Annotated in this window: 17 protein-coding genes, 1 tRNA gene and 1 pseudogene; 11 read left to right on the forward strand and 8 right to left on the reverse strand. The window is 42.5% G+C overall.

Going from position 1 to position 18512, the window contains the following annotated elements:
• Position 1: 1 nt before the first annotated feature.
• The 8 genes and pseudogenes from QM738_RS25545 to QM738_RS25580 form a co-directional block, all read right to left on the reverse strand.
• Positions 2-2941, reverse strand: a complete 2940-nt coding sequence (locus QM738_RS25545; protein ID WP_462279618.1) for a DUF7619 domain-containing protein — start codon at positions 2939-2941, stop codon at positions 2-4.
• A gap of 93 nt (positions 2942-3034) precedes the next feature.
• Positions 3035-5147: pseudogene (locus tag QM738_RS25550) on the reverse strand (endonuclease MutS2).
• Between the two features lie 229 nt (positions 5148-5376).
• Positions 5377-6663: a DUF2851 family protein gene (locus QM738_RS25555; protein WP_462279619.1), complete on the reverse strand. Its 1287-nt coding sequence runs from the start codon at positions 6661-6663 to the stop codon at positions 5377-5379.
• A gap of 208 nt (positions 6664-6871) precedes the next feature.
• Positions 6872-7441 carry a Maf family nucleotide pyrophosphatase gene (locus tag QM738_RS25560; protein ID WP_462279620.1) on the reverse strand — a complete coding sequence of 190 codons (570 nt, stop codon included), beginning with the start codon at positions 7439-7441 and terminating at the stop codon, positions 6872-6874.
• A gap of 1 nt (position 7442) precedes the next feature.
• Positions 7443-7790, reverse strand: coding sequence for a UbiA family prenyltransferase (locus QM738_RS25565; RefSeq protein WP_462279621.1), 348 nt, complete (start codon positions 7788-7790; stop codon positions 7443-7445).
• Positions 7791-7854: 64 nt separating this feature from the next.
• Positions 7855-8397 carry a UbiA family prenyltransferase gene (locus QM738_RS25570; protein ID WP_462279622.1) on the reverse strand — a complete coding sequence of 181 codons (543 nt, stop codon included), beginning with the start codon at positions 8395-8397 and terminating at the stop codon, positions 7855-7857.
• Positions 8398-8460: 63 nt separating this feature from the next.
• Positions 8461-8976 carry a KdsC family phosphatase gene (locus tag QM738_RS25575; protein WP_462279623.1) on the reverse strand — a complete coding sequence of 172 codons (516 nt, stop codon included), beginning with the start codon at positions 8974-8976 and terminating at the stop codon, positions 8461-8463.
• Between the two features lie 90 nt (positions 8977-9066).
• Entirely contained in the window at positions 9067-9153 is an 87-nt protein-coding gene (locus tag QM738_RS25580) for a hypothetical protein (protein ID WP_462279632.1), read from the reverse strand.
• A 199-nt stretch (positions 9154-9352) separates the two neighbouring features.
• Between QM738_RS25580 and QM738_RS25585 the strand changes: the two genes are divergently transcribed.
• The 11 genes from QM738_RS25585 to QM738_RS25635 all read left to right on the forward strand — a co-directional run bounded on the left by QM738_RS25585 (position 9353) and on the right by QM738_RS25635 (position 18511).
• Complete coding sequence (locus QM738_RS25585; RefSeq protein WP_462279623.1) at positions 9353-9868, forward strand: KdsC family phosphatase; 516 nt, start codon at positions 9353-9355, stop codon at positions 9866-9868.
• A 64-nt stretch (positions 9869-9932) separates the two neighbouring features.
• Complete coding sequence (locus QM738_RS25590; protein WP_462279624.1) at positions 9933-10091, forward strand: hypothetical protein; 159 nt, start codon at positions 9933-9935, stop codon at positions 10089-10091.
• 368 nt (positions 10092-10459) lie between these two features.
• Positions 10460-10831, forward strand: a complete 372-nt coding sequence (locus QM738_RS25595) for a UbiA family prenyltransferase (RefSeq protein ID WP_462279625.1) — start codon at positions 10460-10462, stop codon at positions 10829-10831.
• A 105-nt stretch (positions 10832-10936) separates the two neighbouring features.
• Positions 10937-11299, forward strand: coding sequence for a Maf family protein (locus tag QM738_RS25600; protein WP_462279626.1), 363 nt, complete (start codon positions 10937-10939; stop codon positions 11297-11299).
• 380 nt (positions 11300-11679) lie between these two features.
• Complete coding sequence (locus tag QM738_RS25605) at positions 11680-12966, forward strand: DUF2851 family protein (protein ID WP_462279627.1); 1287 nt, start codon at positions 11680-11682, stop codon at positions 12964-12966.
• A 229-nt stretch (positions 12967-13195) separates the two neighbouring features.
• A complete protein-coding gene (locus QM738_RS25610; RefSeq protein WP_462279628.1) occupies positions 13196-15310 on the forward strand; it encodes an endonuclease MutS2 in 2115 nt (704 codons plus the stop codon).
• A gap of 93 nt (positions 15311-15403) precedes the next feature.
• Complete coding sequence (locus QM738_RS25615) at positions 15404-15775, forward strand: hypothetical protein (RefSeq protein WP_462279629.1); 372 nt, start codon at positions 15404-15406, stop codon at positions 15773-15775.
• Positions 15754-16380, forward strand: coding sequence for a leucine-rich repeat domain-containing protein (locus QM738_RS25620; protein ID WP_462279630.1), 627 nt, complete (start codon positions 15754-15756; stop codon positions 16378-16380). The genes QM738_RS25615 and QM738_RS25620 overlap by 22 nt, the downstream gene beginning before the upstream one ends.
• Positions 16325-18103 carry a DUF7619 domain-containing protein gene (locus tag QM738_RS25625; protein ID WP_462279631.1) on the forward strand — a complete coding sequence of 593 codons (1779 nt, stop codon included), beginning with the start codon at positions 16325-16327 and terminating at the stop codon, positions 18101-18103. The genes QM738_RS25620 and QM738_RS25625 overlap by 56 nt, the downstream gene beginning before the upstream one ends.
• A 23-nt stretch (positions 18104-18126) precedes the next feature.
• Entirely contained in the window at positions 18127-18348 is a 222-nt protein-coding gene (locus QM738_RS25630) for a T9SS type A sorting domain-containing protein (protein WP_462279633.1), read from the forward strand.
• A gap of 77 nt (positions 18349-18425) precedes the next feature.
• A tRNA-Ser gene (locus QM738_RS25635) sits at positions 18426-18511 on the forward strand.
• The last annotated feature ends 1 nt before the right edge of the window (position 18512 follow it).

The raw sequence follows: 18512 nt of genomic DNA on the forward strand, positions 1-18512 counted from the left end.
GCTATCGTACAATAAATAATTGCTGCGTCTGTATAAGGTCTTTTGCAATAACCTGCACGTAATAAGTGCCCGAGGGTAAGCTTGTATTGATATGCCGGTACGATCCATTGATAGCATAAGTGGCAATGGTATTGCCCGCAGGCGAAACGATCTTTATCAACCCATCGGTTACAGGGCTGTTGAGTGTTACCGTAAAGCTGCCTTTACCGGGATTAGGATATATAGTTAGCGTTTTTGAATTTCCTTTTACAAAAACAGGGATCGTTTTAGTATTGCTGCAACCATTTGCAGCAGTATAAGTATAGCTAACACTGGTATTGCCCGGCAATACCTGCGCAGCATAAAATTTTCCATTTACCACACCGGGGCCTGAAAAAATACCACCTGCAGGTGTTGCCGTCAGATCAATAGTTGCCGCAGCAGGTACAGTATCTACAAGTGTAAAATTAATTACAGGCATATTCTTTATATCCACCACAACAGAGTCGGATGCAGTGCAGCCCCCTGTGTTGGTAACTTTTACCCAATAAGTGGCAGCGCTGTTGATAGAAATACTCTGGCTAACTGCACCAGTACTCCATAAATAAGCAGCACCGTTGTTGGCGGCATTGAGTATAACAGATCCGCCGCACTGGCTGATGTCTGCACCCAGGTTTACCACCGGCACGGGCCTGAAATTGATGATAATAGTGTCTGCCGCACTGTTAGCCTGCGCATTGGTCACTTTTACCGAGTATGTACCGGAAGTATTTACAACAATGGTTTGCGAAGTAGCGCCGGTATTCCACAGGTAGGTTGCACCCGGGTTGCCGGCATTCAAAATAACAGATCCGCCACAGGGACTGCTATCGGGGCCTAGATTTACTACGGGGTTGGTATTGGCCGCAAATTTCACTGTTGAAACATTGGTGTTCACGGGGGCCTTGGTATCAAAATATATTGCAGCTGTATTCAGCACGCTATCGCCCTGTACCAGGTTGCTGTTGGTTTTTATTTTAAAGGAGATATAACCTTTACTTGCTGCAGCATTCTGTTGCTTGGTTGGCAACTTTATTTTTTCAAAAATAAATTCAACATTTTTTCCCTGCGACTGGCGCACTACACATGGATGACTGGCACCGGTTATTTCAATACTGCTCCAGTTTAGTTTACTATCCAGTATATCTTTTACCACCACATTTTTTGCTGTATCTGTGCCTGTATTTTGAAAGCCCACACGATAATGGATATACGCCCCGATTTTTGCCATGGGCAATGTTACCCCTTCCATACAAGCCATACTTATAGCCGGTGCCGAAGGTCCTTCAATGATCTGCTGAAGATCAAATACATTATCGGCAGGCATTTCATCACCGGTTACAGGATTGGCCGTTGCCTGGAATACCAGCAGGTCGTTGGCGTAGTTAACTGGCGGGGCAGCCACATCAAAAGTTAAATAAATGGTTTTAGTTTCAAATGGTTTTAATGCACTGAAATTCCAACCCAGTGATCCTGCAGACTGGTTATCGGGATTAACTGTTGCAGATAAATAATCCAGCCGCACATCGTCAAAACTGAGTGTAACCGATCCCGACAGTACTTCTGTACCTTTATTTTTCAGAATGATCCTGTATGCTGTGTTCATGCCGGCCATTGCAGTCTGCTCGGGTACAAGTGTTATTTCAAGATCGTTGTGTACCCCGTTTTTTATTGCACAAAAAGGCTGTGTTTTTATAGTGCCATTAGCAGTTGCAAAATTAAATACCGCAGAATCCGGCGTAATGGTAAAATAAGGATTTTGTGATTTTGGTTTTACAGTATAATTGCCGGTTTGCGCATAAAAAGTATACTGGCCATTACCGTTTGTAAATGTATTAAAGCTTTGCCCTGCATGAGACAATTCCATTTTTACATCAGTTAATGGCATATCCTGGTTATCGCAGCCATTATTATTATAATCAAATTGTAATTTACCGGTAATGCTGTTATAAGTGCCCCCGGGTGTAAAACTGCAATAGGCATTTACGTTTACGTTGGGCATACTTTGCGCTGGAAAATAATTGATAAAGAATAATACATCTTCTTCGTTGGCGCATACATACCGCAATGCAGGATTGCCATAAATATTGACGCCGGAAACATTAAACGGCGTTCCGTTTTTTAAATTAAGATATGTAAGCGATGAATCGTACCTGAAATTAATATTCCAGAGCAGCGGGCAATTACTGATATCAACAGAACGTAAAGGATTATAGCTGCAATACAATGCGGTTAATGCCACCTGGCTATGCAGGTCTAAAGTATCAAGACTGTTTTGATCCAGGTAAATATCAACCAGCTTTGAAGACCCGGTAAGATTAATTGTATCAAGAATACAGTTTTGAACAAACAGGTGTACTAATTTGGGGCAATAACTCACATCCATTTTTTTCATCAGCGCATTTTGATTTACCTGGCACCATGTTAATGAAGGCAGTCCATGCAGGTCGGCTTGTAGCAAAGTAGGGTTATACATACACCATAACTCATCCAGCGAAGGCAATTCACTGGCCTGTAACTGCAGGTTCACCAATTTATTATTATTACAGTCTATATACTCCAGTAAAGGCATACCCGATAACTGGAGATCAGAAATATTGTTATCAAAACATTCCAGGTAGCGAAGATTGTTAAAACCCGATAATACCAGGCTGCTGATCTGGTTACGGCTGCAAATAAGAATAGAGAGATTTTTAAAAGACTGTATACCGGTAAGGTCGCTGATATTCTTATTGTTTACATCAATTTGGTCTACCAGCAGCGCCTCGCTTACCTGTATCTGGCCGTCATTATTCAGATCGATGGATGGGTTTGCAGCTAAAAGGGCCTGTTTGAAATTAGCATCCGGGATATTAACTACCTGGGCAGTGCCGGTAGTTGAAAAAAAAGCAATAAAGAAGATGAGTAAAAATATATTTTTCAAAGGCGCTGGATTTTAAGATGGACAGCATCAACAACGCCTTTTTGTAATATTTTATTGTAGTATGTAAGAGCAAATTTCCCTTGGTAAAACTACTTATACGGCTTCATTCTCCAATGGTTTATCCCTTATCACCACCAGGTCTTTCAGGTCTACCGTCATAGGCATAATGCCCACCTGCAGTATGGCTTTTTTGCCTTTTATTTCTTTTACGATGCCGGTACTGCGGTTCTTCTTCATTTTTACTTTGTCACCCAGCTTCACTTCACCTCCTATCTCTTCAAATTTTTCATTCATTTTTTGCTGCTGCTTCTCCGCAGTGAATTTTTCTTTTTGGTTGAACAACAGTGCGCTGATCATCTTCACCACTTTATCCTTATCCTCGGCCTTGCGCCATTCTATCACCATCGATTTAAGGCGGCGCTCCATATCTTTTAAATAAGCCAGTTTTTCTTCTGATATCTTGTTCTGCTGTTTCAGGCGCTCCATATCCTGCTGGTGCCGCTCTTTATTCAGCACCTGGTTCATTTCTTTTTTCAGGCGTTCATTTTCTTTCAGCAGTTTTTGCAATTCCAGTTTCTCTTTATCTATTTTTTGCAAATCCTGCTCCGTACGGTTAAGCAATTTATCCAATGTAAAATGATCTTCATCCACCAGCGTACGGGCTTTTTCTATCAGCCTTTTTTCAAGACCAATACGTTCTGCAATGGAAAAAGTATCGGAGCTGCCTGGTTTGCCTACAATGAGTTTATACATCGGCAATAAGTTCCTTTCATCAAACTGCATAGCGCCGTTGATAATGCCGGGCACTTTATTGGCCATCACTTTCAGGTTCAAATAATGCGTGGTAACAATACCAAAACTATGCTTATGCGCCAGCTCTTCCATGATCACTTCGGCAAAAGCGCCACCTAAATTGGGATCACTGCCACTGCCCAGTTCATCAATGAAGAACAAGGTTTTTCCATTGGCATTTTCCATAAAATGCTTCATGTTCTTTAAATGAGATGAGTACGTGCTCAGCTCAAATTCCAGGCTTTGCGTATCACCGATGTGGATCATCAATTCTTTAAAGATGCCCATCTCACTATCAGGATGCACCGGCACAACAGACCAGCCTGCATCATTAATTGCAGCAGCCCCACGGTTTTAAGTGTCACCGTTTTACCACCGGCATTCGGTCCACTGATCACCAGTATGCGTTGCTTTTCATTTAGTGTAAGGTTAACCGGTATAGTGGGCTTATTATTCTTTGCATTGTATAAAAAAAGCAAAGGATGATAGGCATTGATAAATGCAGGTGTGCCTTATCGCTCACCATGGGATAATTACCATTGTACTCTGCTGCAAACCTTGCCTTGGCCCTTATAAAATCGTATTCGCCGGCAATATCGTGGTAGTGCTTCAGCAAAGGTGCGTACACGCTGAGCTTTTGTGTAAGCTCTCTTAAAATACGGTACACTTCCCTGCTCTCGTCATGCTCTAAAGAAAATATTTCGTTGTTCAGTTCGGTGGTTTCTTCCGGTTCAATAAAAGTGGTTTTGCGGCTGTCGCTTTCGCCGTGCATCACACCTTTTATCATGCGCTTTTGTTCGGCAAAAACGGCCAGCACCCTCCTGCCGTTCATAAAACTTTCTTCAATATCAGCCAGGTAGCCCTGTTTGTTCAGTTTACTTACGATCTTGTCGAACAGGCGGCGCAGCTCATTGCGTTTGCGGTACAGGCTCATGCGGATGCGTTCCAGTTCTTCACTGGCAGTATCTTTTACGTAACCGGTCTCGTCCAGTATATCATCTATCAGTTCGATGATCACCTTTTCGTAATAGGTATTTTCGATCACTTTGGCCAGTGCCGGGTATCCAATTCTTTTTTCATTATCGAACCAGCGGAAAATGTCGCTGGTATTAATGGCCAGCCTTTTAATATGCAGAAAATGCTCGCCGGTAAGTGTGGCGCCGGGAATGCCCAGCAGCTTCAGCTCCCGTTGCAGGTTCAGTACAAAATCGTTGGGAAAATACAGGCCGGTCTGTGTAATGGCTTTAAACTCGTTGCTTTGCTGCAGCTCGGTTTGTATAAATTCTTTTTTGGTATGAATGCGGAGTGTATTGGCTTTTGCTTTGGCGTATTCGGTACGGCAATGCAGGGCCAGCAGGGTTTTTACCTTCTCAAATTCTAACTGCACCAGGGCGGATTCGGGAAAAAATTTCATGTACTGCCTTAATTAAGGCTGCAAAGTTACAAAAAACAGGTTTCCCGCAGATGACGCTGATAACGCAGATCGATTTCTGCGAATTCCGCGAACTCTGCTCCAAAGGAGTCCAATGGACGGGCAACTCTTTTCATTTCTGCTAACTCCGCGTCATCTGCTCCAAAGGAGTCCTATGGACGGCAACTTTTTTTCATTTCTGCGAATTCCGCGAACTCTGCGGCAACTCTTCTCATTTCTGCGAGCTCCGCGAAATCTGCGGGGAATTCTTCAGTAATTGATTCCCCACCGCACAATCCAGGCACTTTTTCTTATCGCAGTACGCATGTTTTAACTGCAGCAGCGCCTGCGAATCGAAAGCATTTTTATTGCCCACTTTTAATGAAGTAAATGCCCTGGTGATGGCATTTTGTTCGGCATTGATCTCCATCAGCCATTGCAGGGCTTTGTCCTTATAGCTGTTATCGCTGTGAAAAACGCCATAAGCAAATATTACCGGTGATACTGTGTTGATAAGGATATTATCAATCATCTGTGCGCCCAGTTTTTTCTTTTTAAAAGCCCCGGGTTCATCAAATACATAATGATAATGCCAGTAATCGTTGGCAGTAACATTCAGCAGAATCCTTACTTCCTGCACTGTTTTGCTTTCTTTAATGGCGGCAAATAAATGACTGCTGTTGTGTACCAGCATGGCCAGTTGCGCCAGCCGCAGCGAAGGAAAATTGGCCGGCCGCATGCGCAGGAAAAAGAAAGGCGCTTCCACTTTTTGTAAACGATATTTCTTTTTTAAGAAGCGGTATTCCCTTTGTAAAAGCTGCGGGTATGCTTCTGAAAATTCATTTTCCAGCAAACTTGCCTGGCCAAACAGCAATGCTTCTAATTGGTGTATTTGGTTTTTATGTTTGGCCAAAATGTTTATAGAAAGGCTTTGCGCCAGTTTTTCAAATGCGGTACTGTTTACTTTTACACCAAAGTTTTTGGCGATCATCCACCAAAAACTTTCTTCCCAGTGATTGTTATTTTGTTGCAGGTATTCAAATACAATATTGCAACGGGCCTGTAATCTTTCCACCAGCAAACGTTCTTTCCATGCCGTAAAAGTGAGTGCATTTACCTGGTGGATCGTTTTTTCGCAGGCAATGAATTGGCCGCTCTGTAATAAGCTGCTGTACCGCGATAATAAGAATTTGGAGACTTTATCCTGCAGCGTTAAAGTAGAAAAGGGTAATTGCAATGATACATCGTGTTGCCATACTACATGCAGTATCACATTTTTATAATTGTTGTCGCCGGAATGTTTATGATTTTTCCAGTCAGAAGAATTGATATGCAGTTCCACACTGCCTGCCCACACGGTATTACCGATCTTGATCTTGGCATCCATAAAATCAGGACCCTGGTTGGTATTGTAAGTGCCGGCATGTATCACCTGCACCGTTTCTTCTTCTACTGTATGCAGGTTTGTTTTATTAAAATACTGGAATTGCCAGATGTATTGGAGCAACCTTTCTGTCATAACAAGTTAATTGAATAGTTAACCGGTTTAACGAGGAAAGGCCTAACAAATATAGGGAAGTAAGATTACACGAATTAGGGCGAACCTGCCTGTCGGCAGACAGATTACACGAATTAAAACTAATTACACGAATTGAATACAGGAGAGATTACACGAATTAGGACGAATTACACTAATAAACTAATTAACTAATAAACCAATTAACCAATTAACTAATCTCCAAATTAACCAACTCCTGCACCACCCTACTCACCGGCAGCCCCATTACATTATAAAAATCGCCTTGTATAGATTTGATACCCACCACACCGATCCATTCCTGTATGGCATAGGCGCCGGCTTTATCGTAGGGTTGGTATTTGTCTACATAAAATTCAATTTGCGCTTTGGTCAACGGATGAAATTCTACTGCGGTAACATCTGCAAAACTTGTTTCTTTACCTGCGTTTAATATCACTACGCCGGTTATTACCCGATGTTGATTGCCTGCAAGCCTTGTGAGAATGTTCACGGCATCTTCCCTGCTTTTTGGTTTGCCGATGATATCGTTTTGCAGTACCACAATGGTATCTGCTGCAATAATAGGTTTATTGCTGTTGCTTTTTTGCTGAATGGCCAGTGCTTTATTGCGGGCAATATGTACAGCAATTTCTTCGGGCGGTAAATGCGCAGGGTATGACTCGTCTGTATCCGCCACCATTATTTCGAAAGGCACTTCGGCCCATTCCAGCAATTGTTTGCGGCGGGGCGATTGTGATGCCAGTATTACAGCTTGCATATCAGGAATAAATTTTAAAAAACACCATGGATAAAATACCTGCCAGCATCACCAGCTTAACGGCGGAGCTTAGACGATGATAGTCTTTGGGCACCTGTGCCTGGTACAGTTTGCGCAATATCCACAATAAAGGAATGATAATAGTGGCCACCGAGTACAAAATGCTCCACCACCAGCCCAGGTGCATGGCATAAAACTGCAGCACCACCAGGGCGCCGATGAGCACTATGATCCATACGGCGGTAAAAACCTTGGCAGCGGGCACGCCCCATACAATAGGCATGGTTTTGCAACCATATTTTTCATCGCCTTCCATATCTTCCATATCTTTTATCACTTCTCTTATCAATGAAATGATAAAGGCAAAACCGGAATAAAGAAATGATAATTTGATGAAACGGTTAATGTATATTTCAATAGCTGCATAATCGCCCCATTGCCGGTAGGCACCCCTGAAATAATAGGCGAAGGAATACCACTATTATCACCCAGGCGGTTAAAAGCGAGATGAGTACATTGCCCGATAAGAATTTCTTTTTTAACGATACCGAGTACCCGAATAAAAGTAACACACAAATAAAATTAGCAAAGCCTACCCAGAACAAATGCTCCCTGATATCTACATAAATGCTCAATAAAACTCCTGTAAGCGACAATAAAATGTGCCAGATAATGGCCCACCTGCGTTTAATTACTTTTTCTACGATCAGTTTTTCAGGCTTATTGATCCGGTCGATATTAAGATCGAAGTAGTCGTTGATGATATAACCTGCTGCTGCTATTAATACAGAGGCGATTACGAGTACCAATAAATTCCGGGTATCGAACAGCCATTGCCCCCCAACCGCAGCATTAAATGGACGGATGATGCAGTAATAAAACAAAGATTGTGTAACTGCAATGAACACCAGGTTGGGCCAGCGTACCAATCGTAAAAATGCAGTTACCAGTTTCATGGATTTATTTGTGCGCCGAAGTTAGGGATCAATTAGCTAAATCTAAAATGCCTTTTGTGAAGATTATGTTGAAGTTAAAGAGGTATCCACATCCCAGTGACCATTCAGTTTCAATACTTTTTCTATTACATCCCGCCCGCAGCCATAGCCACCGTTGAAAGGTGAGATATATTTACATACCGATTTTATTTCGGGTACTGCATCTGCAGGGCAGCAGGGCAAAGCCGTTAACTGCATGGCCACATAATCCGGTATATCATCGCCCATGTACAGCATTTCATCAAAACTTAAATTTTGTTCTGTTGCGTATGCTTTTAATTTTTCCTGCTTGTTGTGTACACTTAAAAAAACTTCTTTTACACCCAGCTTTACCAGGCGTTGCTTAACAGGCTCCGAATTACCACCGGTGATGATGACCACATGATAGCCTTTTTTTATTGCCAGCTGCAATGCATAACCATCTTTACTATTCATGCTGCGGATCAGTTCGCCATCCGGCATTACGATCATGGTGTCGATGGCCAGAACGCCGTCGATGTCGAATACGAAGGTTTTTATTTTTTTGAAAAGGTCAAGCATGCCTGCAATTGTAGATTTTAGATTTGCGATTGCAAATCTTAGATTTTAGAATGCAGGTAAATCCGCAATCGCAAATCTAAAATCCCCCAATCATTTCTGGTTGTCCCTCCACTCATACACCCAGGTGCTTTGTATCATTTCCAGGTGTCCTTCGTTACTATCCTCGGCTTTGCCCACAAAATTGGGGATCTCCAGTATCCATTTGTGCAGGTCGGTAAAACGAAGGACACCTGGAAATGATACAAAGCGCCTGGGTGTATGAGTGGAGGGACAACCAGAAATGATTGGGGGATTTTAGATTTGCGATTGCGGATTTACCTGCATTCTAAAATCTAAGATCTGCAATCGCAAATCTAAAATTCTAGCAATTGCAGGCATGCTTGACCTTTTCAAAAAAATAAAAACCTTCGTATTCGACATCGACGGCGTTCTGGCCATCGACACCATGATCGTAATGCCGGATGGCGAACTGATCCGCAGCATGAATAGTAAAGATGGTTATGCATTGCAGCTGGCAATAAAAAAAGGCTATCATGTGGTCATCATCACCGGTGGTAATTCGGAGCCTGTTAAGCAACGCCTGGTAAAGCTGGGTGTAAAAGAAGTTTTTTTAAGTGTACACAACAAGCAGGAAAAATTAAAAGCATACGCAACAGAACAAAATTTAAGTTTTGATGAAATGCTGTACATGGGCGATGATATACCGGATTATGTGGCCATGCAGTTAACGGCTTTGCCCTGCTGCCCTGCAGATGCAGTACCCGAAATAAAATCGGTATGTAAATATATCTCACCTTTCAACGGTGGCTATGGCTGCGGGCGGGATGTAATAGAAAAAGTATTGAAACTGAATGGTCACTGGGATGTGGATACCTCTTTAACTTCAACATAATCTTCACAAAAGGCATTTTAGATTTAGCTAATTGATTCCTGAATTTTCGCGCACAAATAAATCCATGAAACTGGTAACTGCATTTTTGCGATTGGTACGCTGGCCCAACCTGGTGTTCATTGCAGTTACACAATCTTTGTTTTATTACTGCATCATCCGTCCATTTAATGCTGCGGTTGGGGGCAATGGCTGTTCGATACCCGGAATTTATTGGTACTCGTAATCGCCTCTGCATTAATAGCAGCAGCAGGGTTATATCATCAACGACTACTTCGATCTTAATATCGACCGTATCAATAAGCCCTGAAAAACTCATCGTAGAAAAAGTAATTAAACGCAGGTGGGGCCATTATCTGGCACATTTCATTGTCGCTTACAGGAGTTTTATTGAGCATTTATGTAGATATCAGGGAGCATTTGTTCTGGGTAGGCTTTGCTGAATTTTATTTGTGTGTTACTTTTATTCGGGTACTCGGTATCGTTAAAGTCTATCGGGCAATGTACTCATCTCGCTTTTAACCGCCTGGGTGATAATAGTGGTATTCCTTCGCCTATTATTTCAGGGGGTGCCTACCGGCAATGGGGGCGATTATGCAGCTATTGAAATATACATTAACCGTTTCATCAGATTATCATTTCTTTATTCAGTTTTATGCCTTTATCATTTCATTGATAAGAGAAGTGATAAAAGATATGGAAGATTTGGAAGGCGATGAAAAATATGGTTGCAAAACCATGCCTATTGTATGGGGCATGCCCGCTGCCAAGGTTTTGACCGCCTTATGGATCATAGGGTCCATCCGTCACCCGGTGGTGCTGCAGTTTTATGCCATGCACTTGGGCTGGTGGTGGAGCATTTTGTATTCGGTGGCCACTATTATCATTTCCTTTATTGTGCCTATTGCGCAGCTGCTATCAGGCACAGGTGCCCAAAGACTATCGTCGTCTAAGCTCCGCTGTTAAGCTGGTGATGCTGGCACGGGTGATTTTATCCATGGTGTTTTTTAAAATTTATTCCTGATACTCAAGCTGTAAAACTGGCATTAACATTCGCCCCGCCGCAAACAATTGCTGGAATGGGCCGAAGTGCCTTTCGAGATAATGGGGGCGGATACAGAACGAGTCATACCCTGCGCATTTACCGCCCTGAAGAAATTGCTGTACATATTGCCCGCAGATAAAGCACTGGCCATTCAGCAAAAAAGCAACAGCAATAAACCTATTATTGCAGCAGATACCATTGTGGTACTGCAAAACGATATCATCGGCAAACCAAAAAGCAGGGAAGATGCAGTGAACATTCTCACAAGGCTTGCAGGCAATCAACATCGGGCAGTAACCGGCGTAGTGATATTAAACGCAGGTAAAGAAACAAGTTTTGCAAATGTTACCGCAGTACAATTTCATCCGTTTGACCAAAGCGCAAATTGAATTTTTATGTAGACAAATACCAACCCTACGATAAAGCCGGCACCTATGCCATACAGGAATGGATCCGTCGGTGTGGTGTATCAAATCTATACAAGGCGATTTTTATAATGTAATGGGGCTGCCGGTGAGTAGGGTGGTGCAGGAGTTGGGTTAATTTGGAGATTAGTTAATTGGTTAATTGGTCTTATTAGTTAATTAGTTTTATTAGTGTAATTCGTCTTAATTCGTGTAATCTCTCCTGTATTCAATTCGTGTAATTAGTTTTAATTCGTGTAATCTGTCTGCCGACAGGCAGGTTCGCCCTAATTCGTGTAATCTTATTTCCCTATATTTGTTAGGCCTTTCCTCGTTAAACCGGTTAACTATTCAATTAACTTGTTATGACAGAAAGGTTGCTCCAATACATCTGGCAATTCCAGTATTTTAATAAAACAAACCTGCATACAGTAGAAGAAGAAACGGTGCAGGTGATACATGCCGGCACTTACAATACCAACCAGGGTCCTGATTTTATGGATGCCAAGATCAAGATCGGTAATACCGTGTGGGCAGGCAGTGTGGAACTGCATATCAATTCTTCTGACTGGAAAAATCATAAACATTCCGGCGACAACAATTATAAAAATGTGATACTGCATGTAGTATGGCAACACGATGTATCATTGCAATTACCCTTTTCTACTTTAACGCTGCAGGATAAAGTCTCCAAATTCTTATTATCGCGGTACAGCAGCTTATTACAGAGCGGCCAATTCATTGCCTGCGAGAAAATGATCCACCAGGTAAATGCACTCACTTTTACGGCATGGAAAGAACGTTTGCTGGTGGAAAGATTACAGGCCCGTTGCAATATTGTATTTGAATACCTGCAACAAAATAACAATCACTGGGAAGAAAGTTTTTGGTGGATGATGGCCAAAAACTTTGGTGTAAAAGTAAACAGTACCGCATTTGAAAAACTGGCGCAAAGCCTTTCTATAAACATTTTGGCCAAACATAAAAACCAAATACACCAATTAGAAGCATTGCTGTTTGGCCAGGCAAGTTTGCTGGAAAATGAATTTTCAGAAGCATACCCGCAGCTTTTACAAAGGGAATACCGCTTCTTAAAAAAGAAATATCGTTTACAAAAAGTGGAAGCGCCTTTCTTTTTCCTGCGCATGCGGCCGGCCAATTTTCCTTCGCTGCGGCTGGCGCAACTGGCCATGCTGGTACACAACAGCAGTCATTTATTTGCCGCCATTAAAGAAAGCAAAACAGTGCAGGAAGTAAGGATTCTGCTGAATGTTACTGCCAACGATTACTGGCATTATCATTATGTATTTGATGAACCCGGGGCTTTTAAAAAGAAAAAACTGGGCGCACAGATGATCGATAATATCCTTATCAACACAGTATCACCGGTAATATTTGCTTATGGCGTTTTTCACAGCGATAACAGCTATAAGGACAAAGCCCTGCAATGGCTGATGGAGATCAATGCCGAACAAAATGCCATCACCAGGGCATTTACTTCATTAAAAGTGGGCAATAAAAATGCTTTCGATTCGCAGGCGCTGCTGCAGTTAAAACATGCGTACTGCGATAAGAAAAAGTGCCTGGATTGTGCGGTGGGGAATCAATTACTGAAGAATTCCCCGCAGATTTCGCGGAGCTCGCAGAAATGAGAAGAGTTGCCCGCAGAGTTCGCGGAATTCGCAGAAATGAAAAAAGTTGCCGTCCATAGGACTCCTTTGGAGCAGATGACGCGGAGTTAGCAGAAATGAAAAGAGTTGCCCGTCCATTGGACTCCTTTGGAGCAGAGTTCGCGGAATTCGCAGAAATCAATCTGCGTTATCAGCGTCATCTGCGGGAAACCTGTTTTTTGTAACTTTGCAGCCTTAATTAAGGCAGTACATGAAATTTTTTCCCGAATCCGCCCTGGTGCAGTTAGAATTTGAGAAGGTAAAAACCCTGCTGGCCCTGCATTGCCGTACCGAATACGCCAAAGCAAAAGCCAATACACTCCGCATTCATACCAAAAAAGAATTTATACAAACCGAGCTGCAGCAAAGCAACGAGTTTAAAGCCATTACACAGACCGGCCTGTATTTTCCCAACGATTTTGTACTGAACCTGCAACGGGAGCTGAAGCTGCTGGGCATTCCCGGCGCCACACTTACCGGCGAGCATTTTCTGCATATTAAAAGGCTGGCCATTAATACCAGCGACATTTTCCGCTGGTTCGATAATGAAAAAAGAATTGGATACCCGGCACTGGCCAAAGTGATCGAAAATACCTATTACGAAAAGGTGATCATCGAACTGATAGATGATATACTGGACGAGACCGGTTACGTAAAAGATACTGCCAGTGAAGAACTGGAACGCATCCGCATGAGCCTGTACCGCAAACGCAATGAGCTGCGCCGCCTGTTCGACAAGATCGTAAGTAAACTGAACAAACAGGGCTACCTGGCTGATATTGAAGAAAGTTTTATGAACGGCAGGAGGGTGCTGGCCGTTTTTGCCGAACAAAAGCGCATGATAAAAGGTGTGATGCACGGCGAAAGCGACAGCCGCAAAACCACTTTTATTGAACCGGAAGAAACCACCGAACTGAACAACGAAATATTTTCTTTAGAGCATGACGAGAGCAGGGAAGTGTACCGTATTTTAAGAGAGCTTACACAAAAGCTCAGCGTGTACGCACCTTTGCTGAAGCACTACCACGATATTGCCGGCGAATACGATTTTATAAGGGCCAAGGCAAGGTTTGCAGCAGAGTACAATGGTAATTATCCCATGGTGAGCGATAAGGCACACCTGCATTTTATCAATGCCTATCATCCTTTGCTTTTTTTATACAATGCAAAGAATAATAAGCCCACTATACCGGTTAACCTTACACTAAATGAAAAGCAACGCATACTGGTGATCAGTGGACCGAATGCCGGTGGTAAAACGGTGACACTTAAAACCGTGGGGCTGCTGCAATTAATGATGCAGGCTGGTCTGTTGGTGCCGGTGCATCCTGATAGTGAGATGGGCATCTTTAAACAATTGATGATCCACATCGGTGATACGCAAAGCCTGGAATTTGAGCTGAGCACGTACTCATCTCATTTAAAGAACATGAAGCATTTTATGGAAAATGCCAATGGAAAAACCTTGTTCTTCATTGATGAACTGGGCAGTGGCAGTGATCCCAATTTAGGTGGCGCTTTTGCCGAAGTGATCATGGAAGAGCTGGCGCATAAGCATAGTTTTGGTATTGTTACCACGCATTATTTGAACCTGAAAGTGATGGCCAATAAAGTGCCCGGCATTATCAACGGCGCTATGCAGTTTGATGAAAAGAACTTATTGCCGATGTATAAACTCATTGTAGGCAAACCAGGCAGCTCCTATACTTTTTCCATTGCAGAACGTATTGGTCTTGAAAAAAGGCTGATAGAAAAAGCCCGTACGCTGGTGGATGAAGATCATTTTACATTGGATAAATTGCTCAACCGTACGGAGCAGGATTTGCAAAAAATAGATAAAGAGAAACTGGAATTGCAAAAACTGCTGAAAGAAAATGAACGCCTGAAAAAAGAAATGAACCAGGTGCTGAATAAAGAGCGGCACCAGCAGGATATGGAGCGCCTGAAACAGCAGAACAAGATATCAGAAGAAAAACTGGCTTATTTAAAAGATATGGAGCGCCGCCTTAAATCGATGGTGATAGAATGGCGCAAGGCCGAGGATAAGGATAAAGTGGTGAAGATGATCAGCGCACTGTTGTTCAACCAAAAAGAAAAATTCACTGCGGAGAAGCAGCAGCAAAAAATGAATGAAAAATTTGAAGAGATAGGAGGTGAAGTGAAGCTGGGTGACAAAGTAAAAATGAAGAAGAACCGCAGTACCGGCATCGTAAAAGAAATAAAAGGCAAAAAAGCCATACTGCAGGTGGGCATTATGCCTATGACGGTAGACCTGAAAGACCTGGTGGTGATAAGGGATAAACCATTGGAGAATGAAGCCGTATAAGTAGTTTTACCAAGGGAAATTTGCTCTTACATACTACAATAAAATATTACAAAAAGGCGTTGTTGATGCTGTCCATCTTAAAATCCAGCGCCTTTGAAAAATATATTTTTACTCATCTTCTTTATTGCTTTTTTTGGAACTACCGGCACTGCCCAGGTAGTTAATATCCCGGATGCTAATTTCAAACAGGCCCTTTTAGCTGCAAACCCATCCATCGATCTGAATAATGACGGCCAGATACAGGTAAGCGAGGCGCTGCTGGTAGACCAAATTGATGTAAACAATAAGAATATCAGCGACCTTACCGGTATACAGTCTTTTAAAATCTCTCTATTCTTATTTGCAGCCGTAACCAGATCACCAGCCTGGTATTATCGGGTTTTAACAATCTTCGCTACCTGGAATGTTTTGATAACAATATTTCTGATCTCCAGTTATCGGGTATGCCTTTACTGGAGTATATAGACTGTAATAATAATAAATTGGTGAACCTGCAGTTACAGGCCAGTGAATTGCCTTCGCTGGATGAGTTATGGTGTATGTATAACCCTACTTTGCTACAAGCCGACCTGCATGGACTGCCTTCATTAACATGGTGCCAGGTAAATCAAAATGCGCTGATGAAAAAAATGGATGTGAGTTATTGCCCCAAATTAGTACACCTGTTTGTTCAAAACTGTATTCTTGATACAATTAATCTTACCGGGTCTTCAAAGCTGGTTGATATTTACCTGGATCAAAACAGTCTTGATACTTTAGACCTGCATAGCCAGGTGGCATTAACCGCATTGTATTGCAGCTATAATCCTTTACGTTCTGTTGATATCAGTAATTGCCCGCTGCTCTGGAATATTAATTTCAGGTACGATTCATCGCTTACATATCTTAATTTAAAAAACGGAACGCCGTTTAATGTTTCCCGGCGTCAATATTTATGGCAATCCTGCATAACGGTATGTATGCGCCAACGAAGAAGATGTATTATTCTTTATCAATTATTTTCCAGCGCAAAGTATGCCCAACGTAAACGTAAATGCCTATTGCAGTTTTACACCCGGGGGCACTTATAACAGCATTACCGGTAAATTACAATTTGATTATAATAATAATGGCTGCGATAACCAGGATATGCCATTAACTGATGTAAAAATGGAATTGTCTCATGCAGGGCAAAGCTTTAATACATTTACAAACGGTAATGGCCAGTATACTTTTTATGCGCAAACCGGCAATTATACTGTAAAACCAAAATCACAAAATCCTTATTTTACCATTACGCCGGATTCTGCGGTATTTAATTTTGCAACTGCTAATGGCACTATAAAAACACAGCCTTTTTGTGCAATAAAAAACGGGGTACACAACGATCTTGAAATAACACTTGTACCCGAGCAAACTGCAATGGCCGGCATGAACACAGCATACAGGATCATTCTGAAAAATAAAGGTACAGAAGTACTGTCGGGATCGGTTACACTCAGTTTTGACGATGTGCGGCTGGATTATTTATTATCTGCAACAGTTAATCCCGATAACCAGTCTGCAGGATCACTGGGTTGGAATTTCAGTGCATTAAAACCATTTGAAACTAAAACCATTTATTTAACTTTTGATGTGGCTGCCCCGCCAGTTAACTACGCCAACGACCTGCTGGTATTCCAGGCAACGGCCAATCCTGTAACCGGTGATGAAATGCCTGCCGATCATGTATTTGATCTTCAGCAGATCATTGAAGGACCTTCGGCACCGGCTATAAGTATGGCTTGTATGGAAGGGGTAACATTGCCCATGGCAAAAATCGGGGCGTATATCCATTATCGTGTGGGCTTTCAAAATACAGGCACAGATACAGCAAAAAATGTGGTGGTAAAAGATATACTGGATAGTAAACTAAACTGGAGCAGTATTGAAATAACCGGTGCCAGTCATCCATGTGTAGTGCGCCAGTCGCAGGGAAAAAATGTTGAATTTATTTTTGAAAAAATAAAGTTGCCAACCAAGCAACAGAATGCTGCAGCAAGTAAAGGTTATATCTCCTTTAAAATAAAAACCAACAGCAACCTGGTACAGGGCGATAGCGTGCTGAATACAGCTGCAATATATTTTGATACCAAGGCCCCCGTGAACACCAATGTTTCAACAGTGAAATTTGCGGCCAATACCAACCCCGTAGTAAATCTAGGCCCCGATAGCAGTCCCTGTGGCGGATTTGTTATTTTGAATGCCGGCAACCCGGGTGCAACCTACCTGTGGAATACCGGCGCTACTTCGCAAACCATTGTTGTAAATACTTCCGGTACATACTCGGTAAAAGTGACCAATGCGCAGGCTAACAGTGCGGCAGACACTATTATCATCAATTTCAGGCCCGTGCCGGTGGTAAACCTGGGTGCAGACATCAGCCAGTGCGGCGGATCTGTTATACTCAATGCCGCCAACAACGGTGCTGCTTATTTATGGAGTACTGGTGCAGTTAGCCAGAGTATTTCTATCAACAGCGCTGCCACTTATTGGGTAAAAGTTACCAACACAGGGGGCTGCACTGCATCCGACTCTGTTGTGGTGGATATAAAGAATATGCCTGTAATTAATTTTACACTTGTAGATACTGTACCTGCTGCGGCAACTATCGATCTGACGGCAACACCTGCAGGTGGTATTTTTTCAGGCCCCGGTGTGGTAAATGGAAAATTTTATGCTGCGCAGGTATTGCCGGGCAATACCAGTGTTAGCTATACTTATACTGCTGCAAATGGTTGCAGCAATACTAAAAACAAATCCCTGTTTTTGTAAAAGGAAATTCGAAAACGCTAACTATATATCCTAATCCCGGTAAAGGCAGCTTTACGGTAACACTCAACAGCCCTGTAACCGATGGGTTGATAAAGATCGTTTCGCCTGCGGGCAATACCATTGCCACTTATGCTATCAATGGATCGTACCGGCATATCAATACAAGCTTACCCTCGGGCACTTATTACGTGCAGGTTATTGCAAAAGACCTTATACAGACGCAGCAATTATTTATTGTACGATAGCAAGCCTGTCAAAAACTTTATTGCATAATATTCAATAGTTTTTTGGGTGTAAAACTCACTTACCTTATTTTTGCCGCGGAGAGATGGCAGAGCGGTCGAATGCGGCGGTCTTGAAAACCGTTGACTGTCACAGGTCCCAGGGGTTCGAATCCCTCTCTCTCCGC

It is taken from the genome of Ferruginibacter sp. (assembly GCF_049840995.1).
Taxonomy (GTDB): Bacteria; Bacteroidota; Bacteroidia; order Chitinophagales; family Chitinophagaceae; genus Ferruginibacter.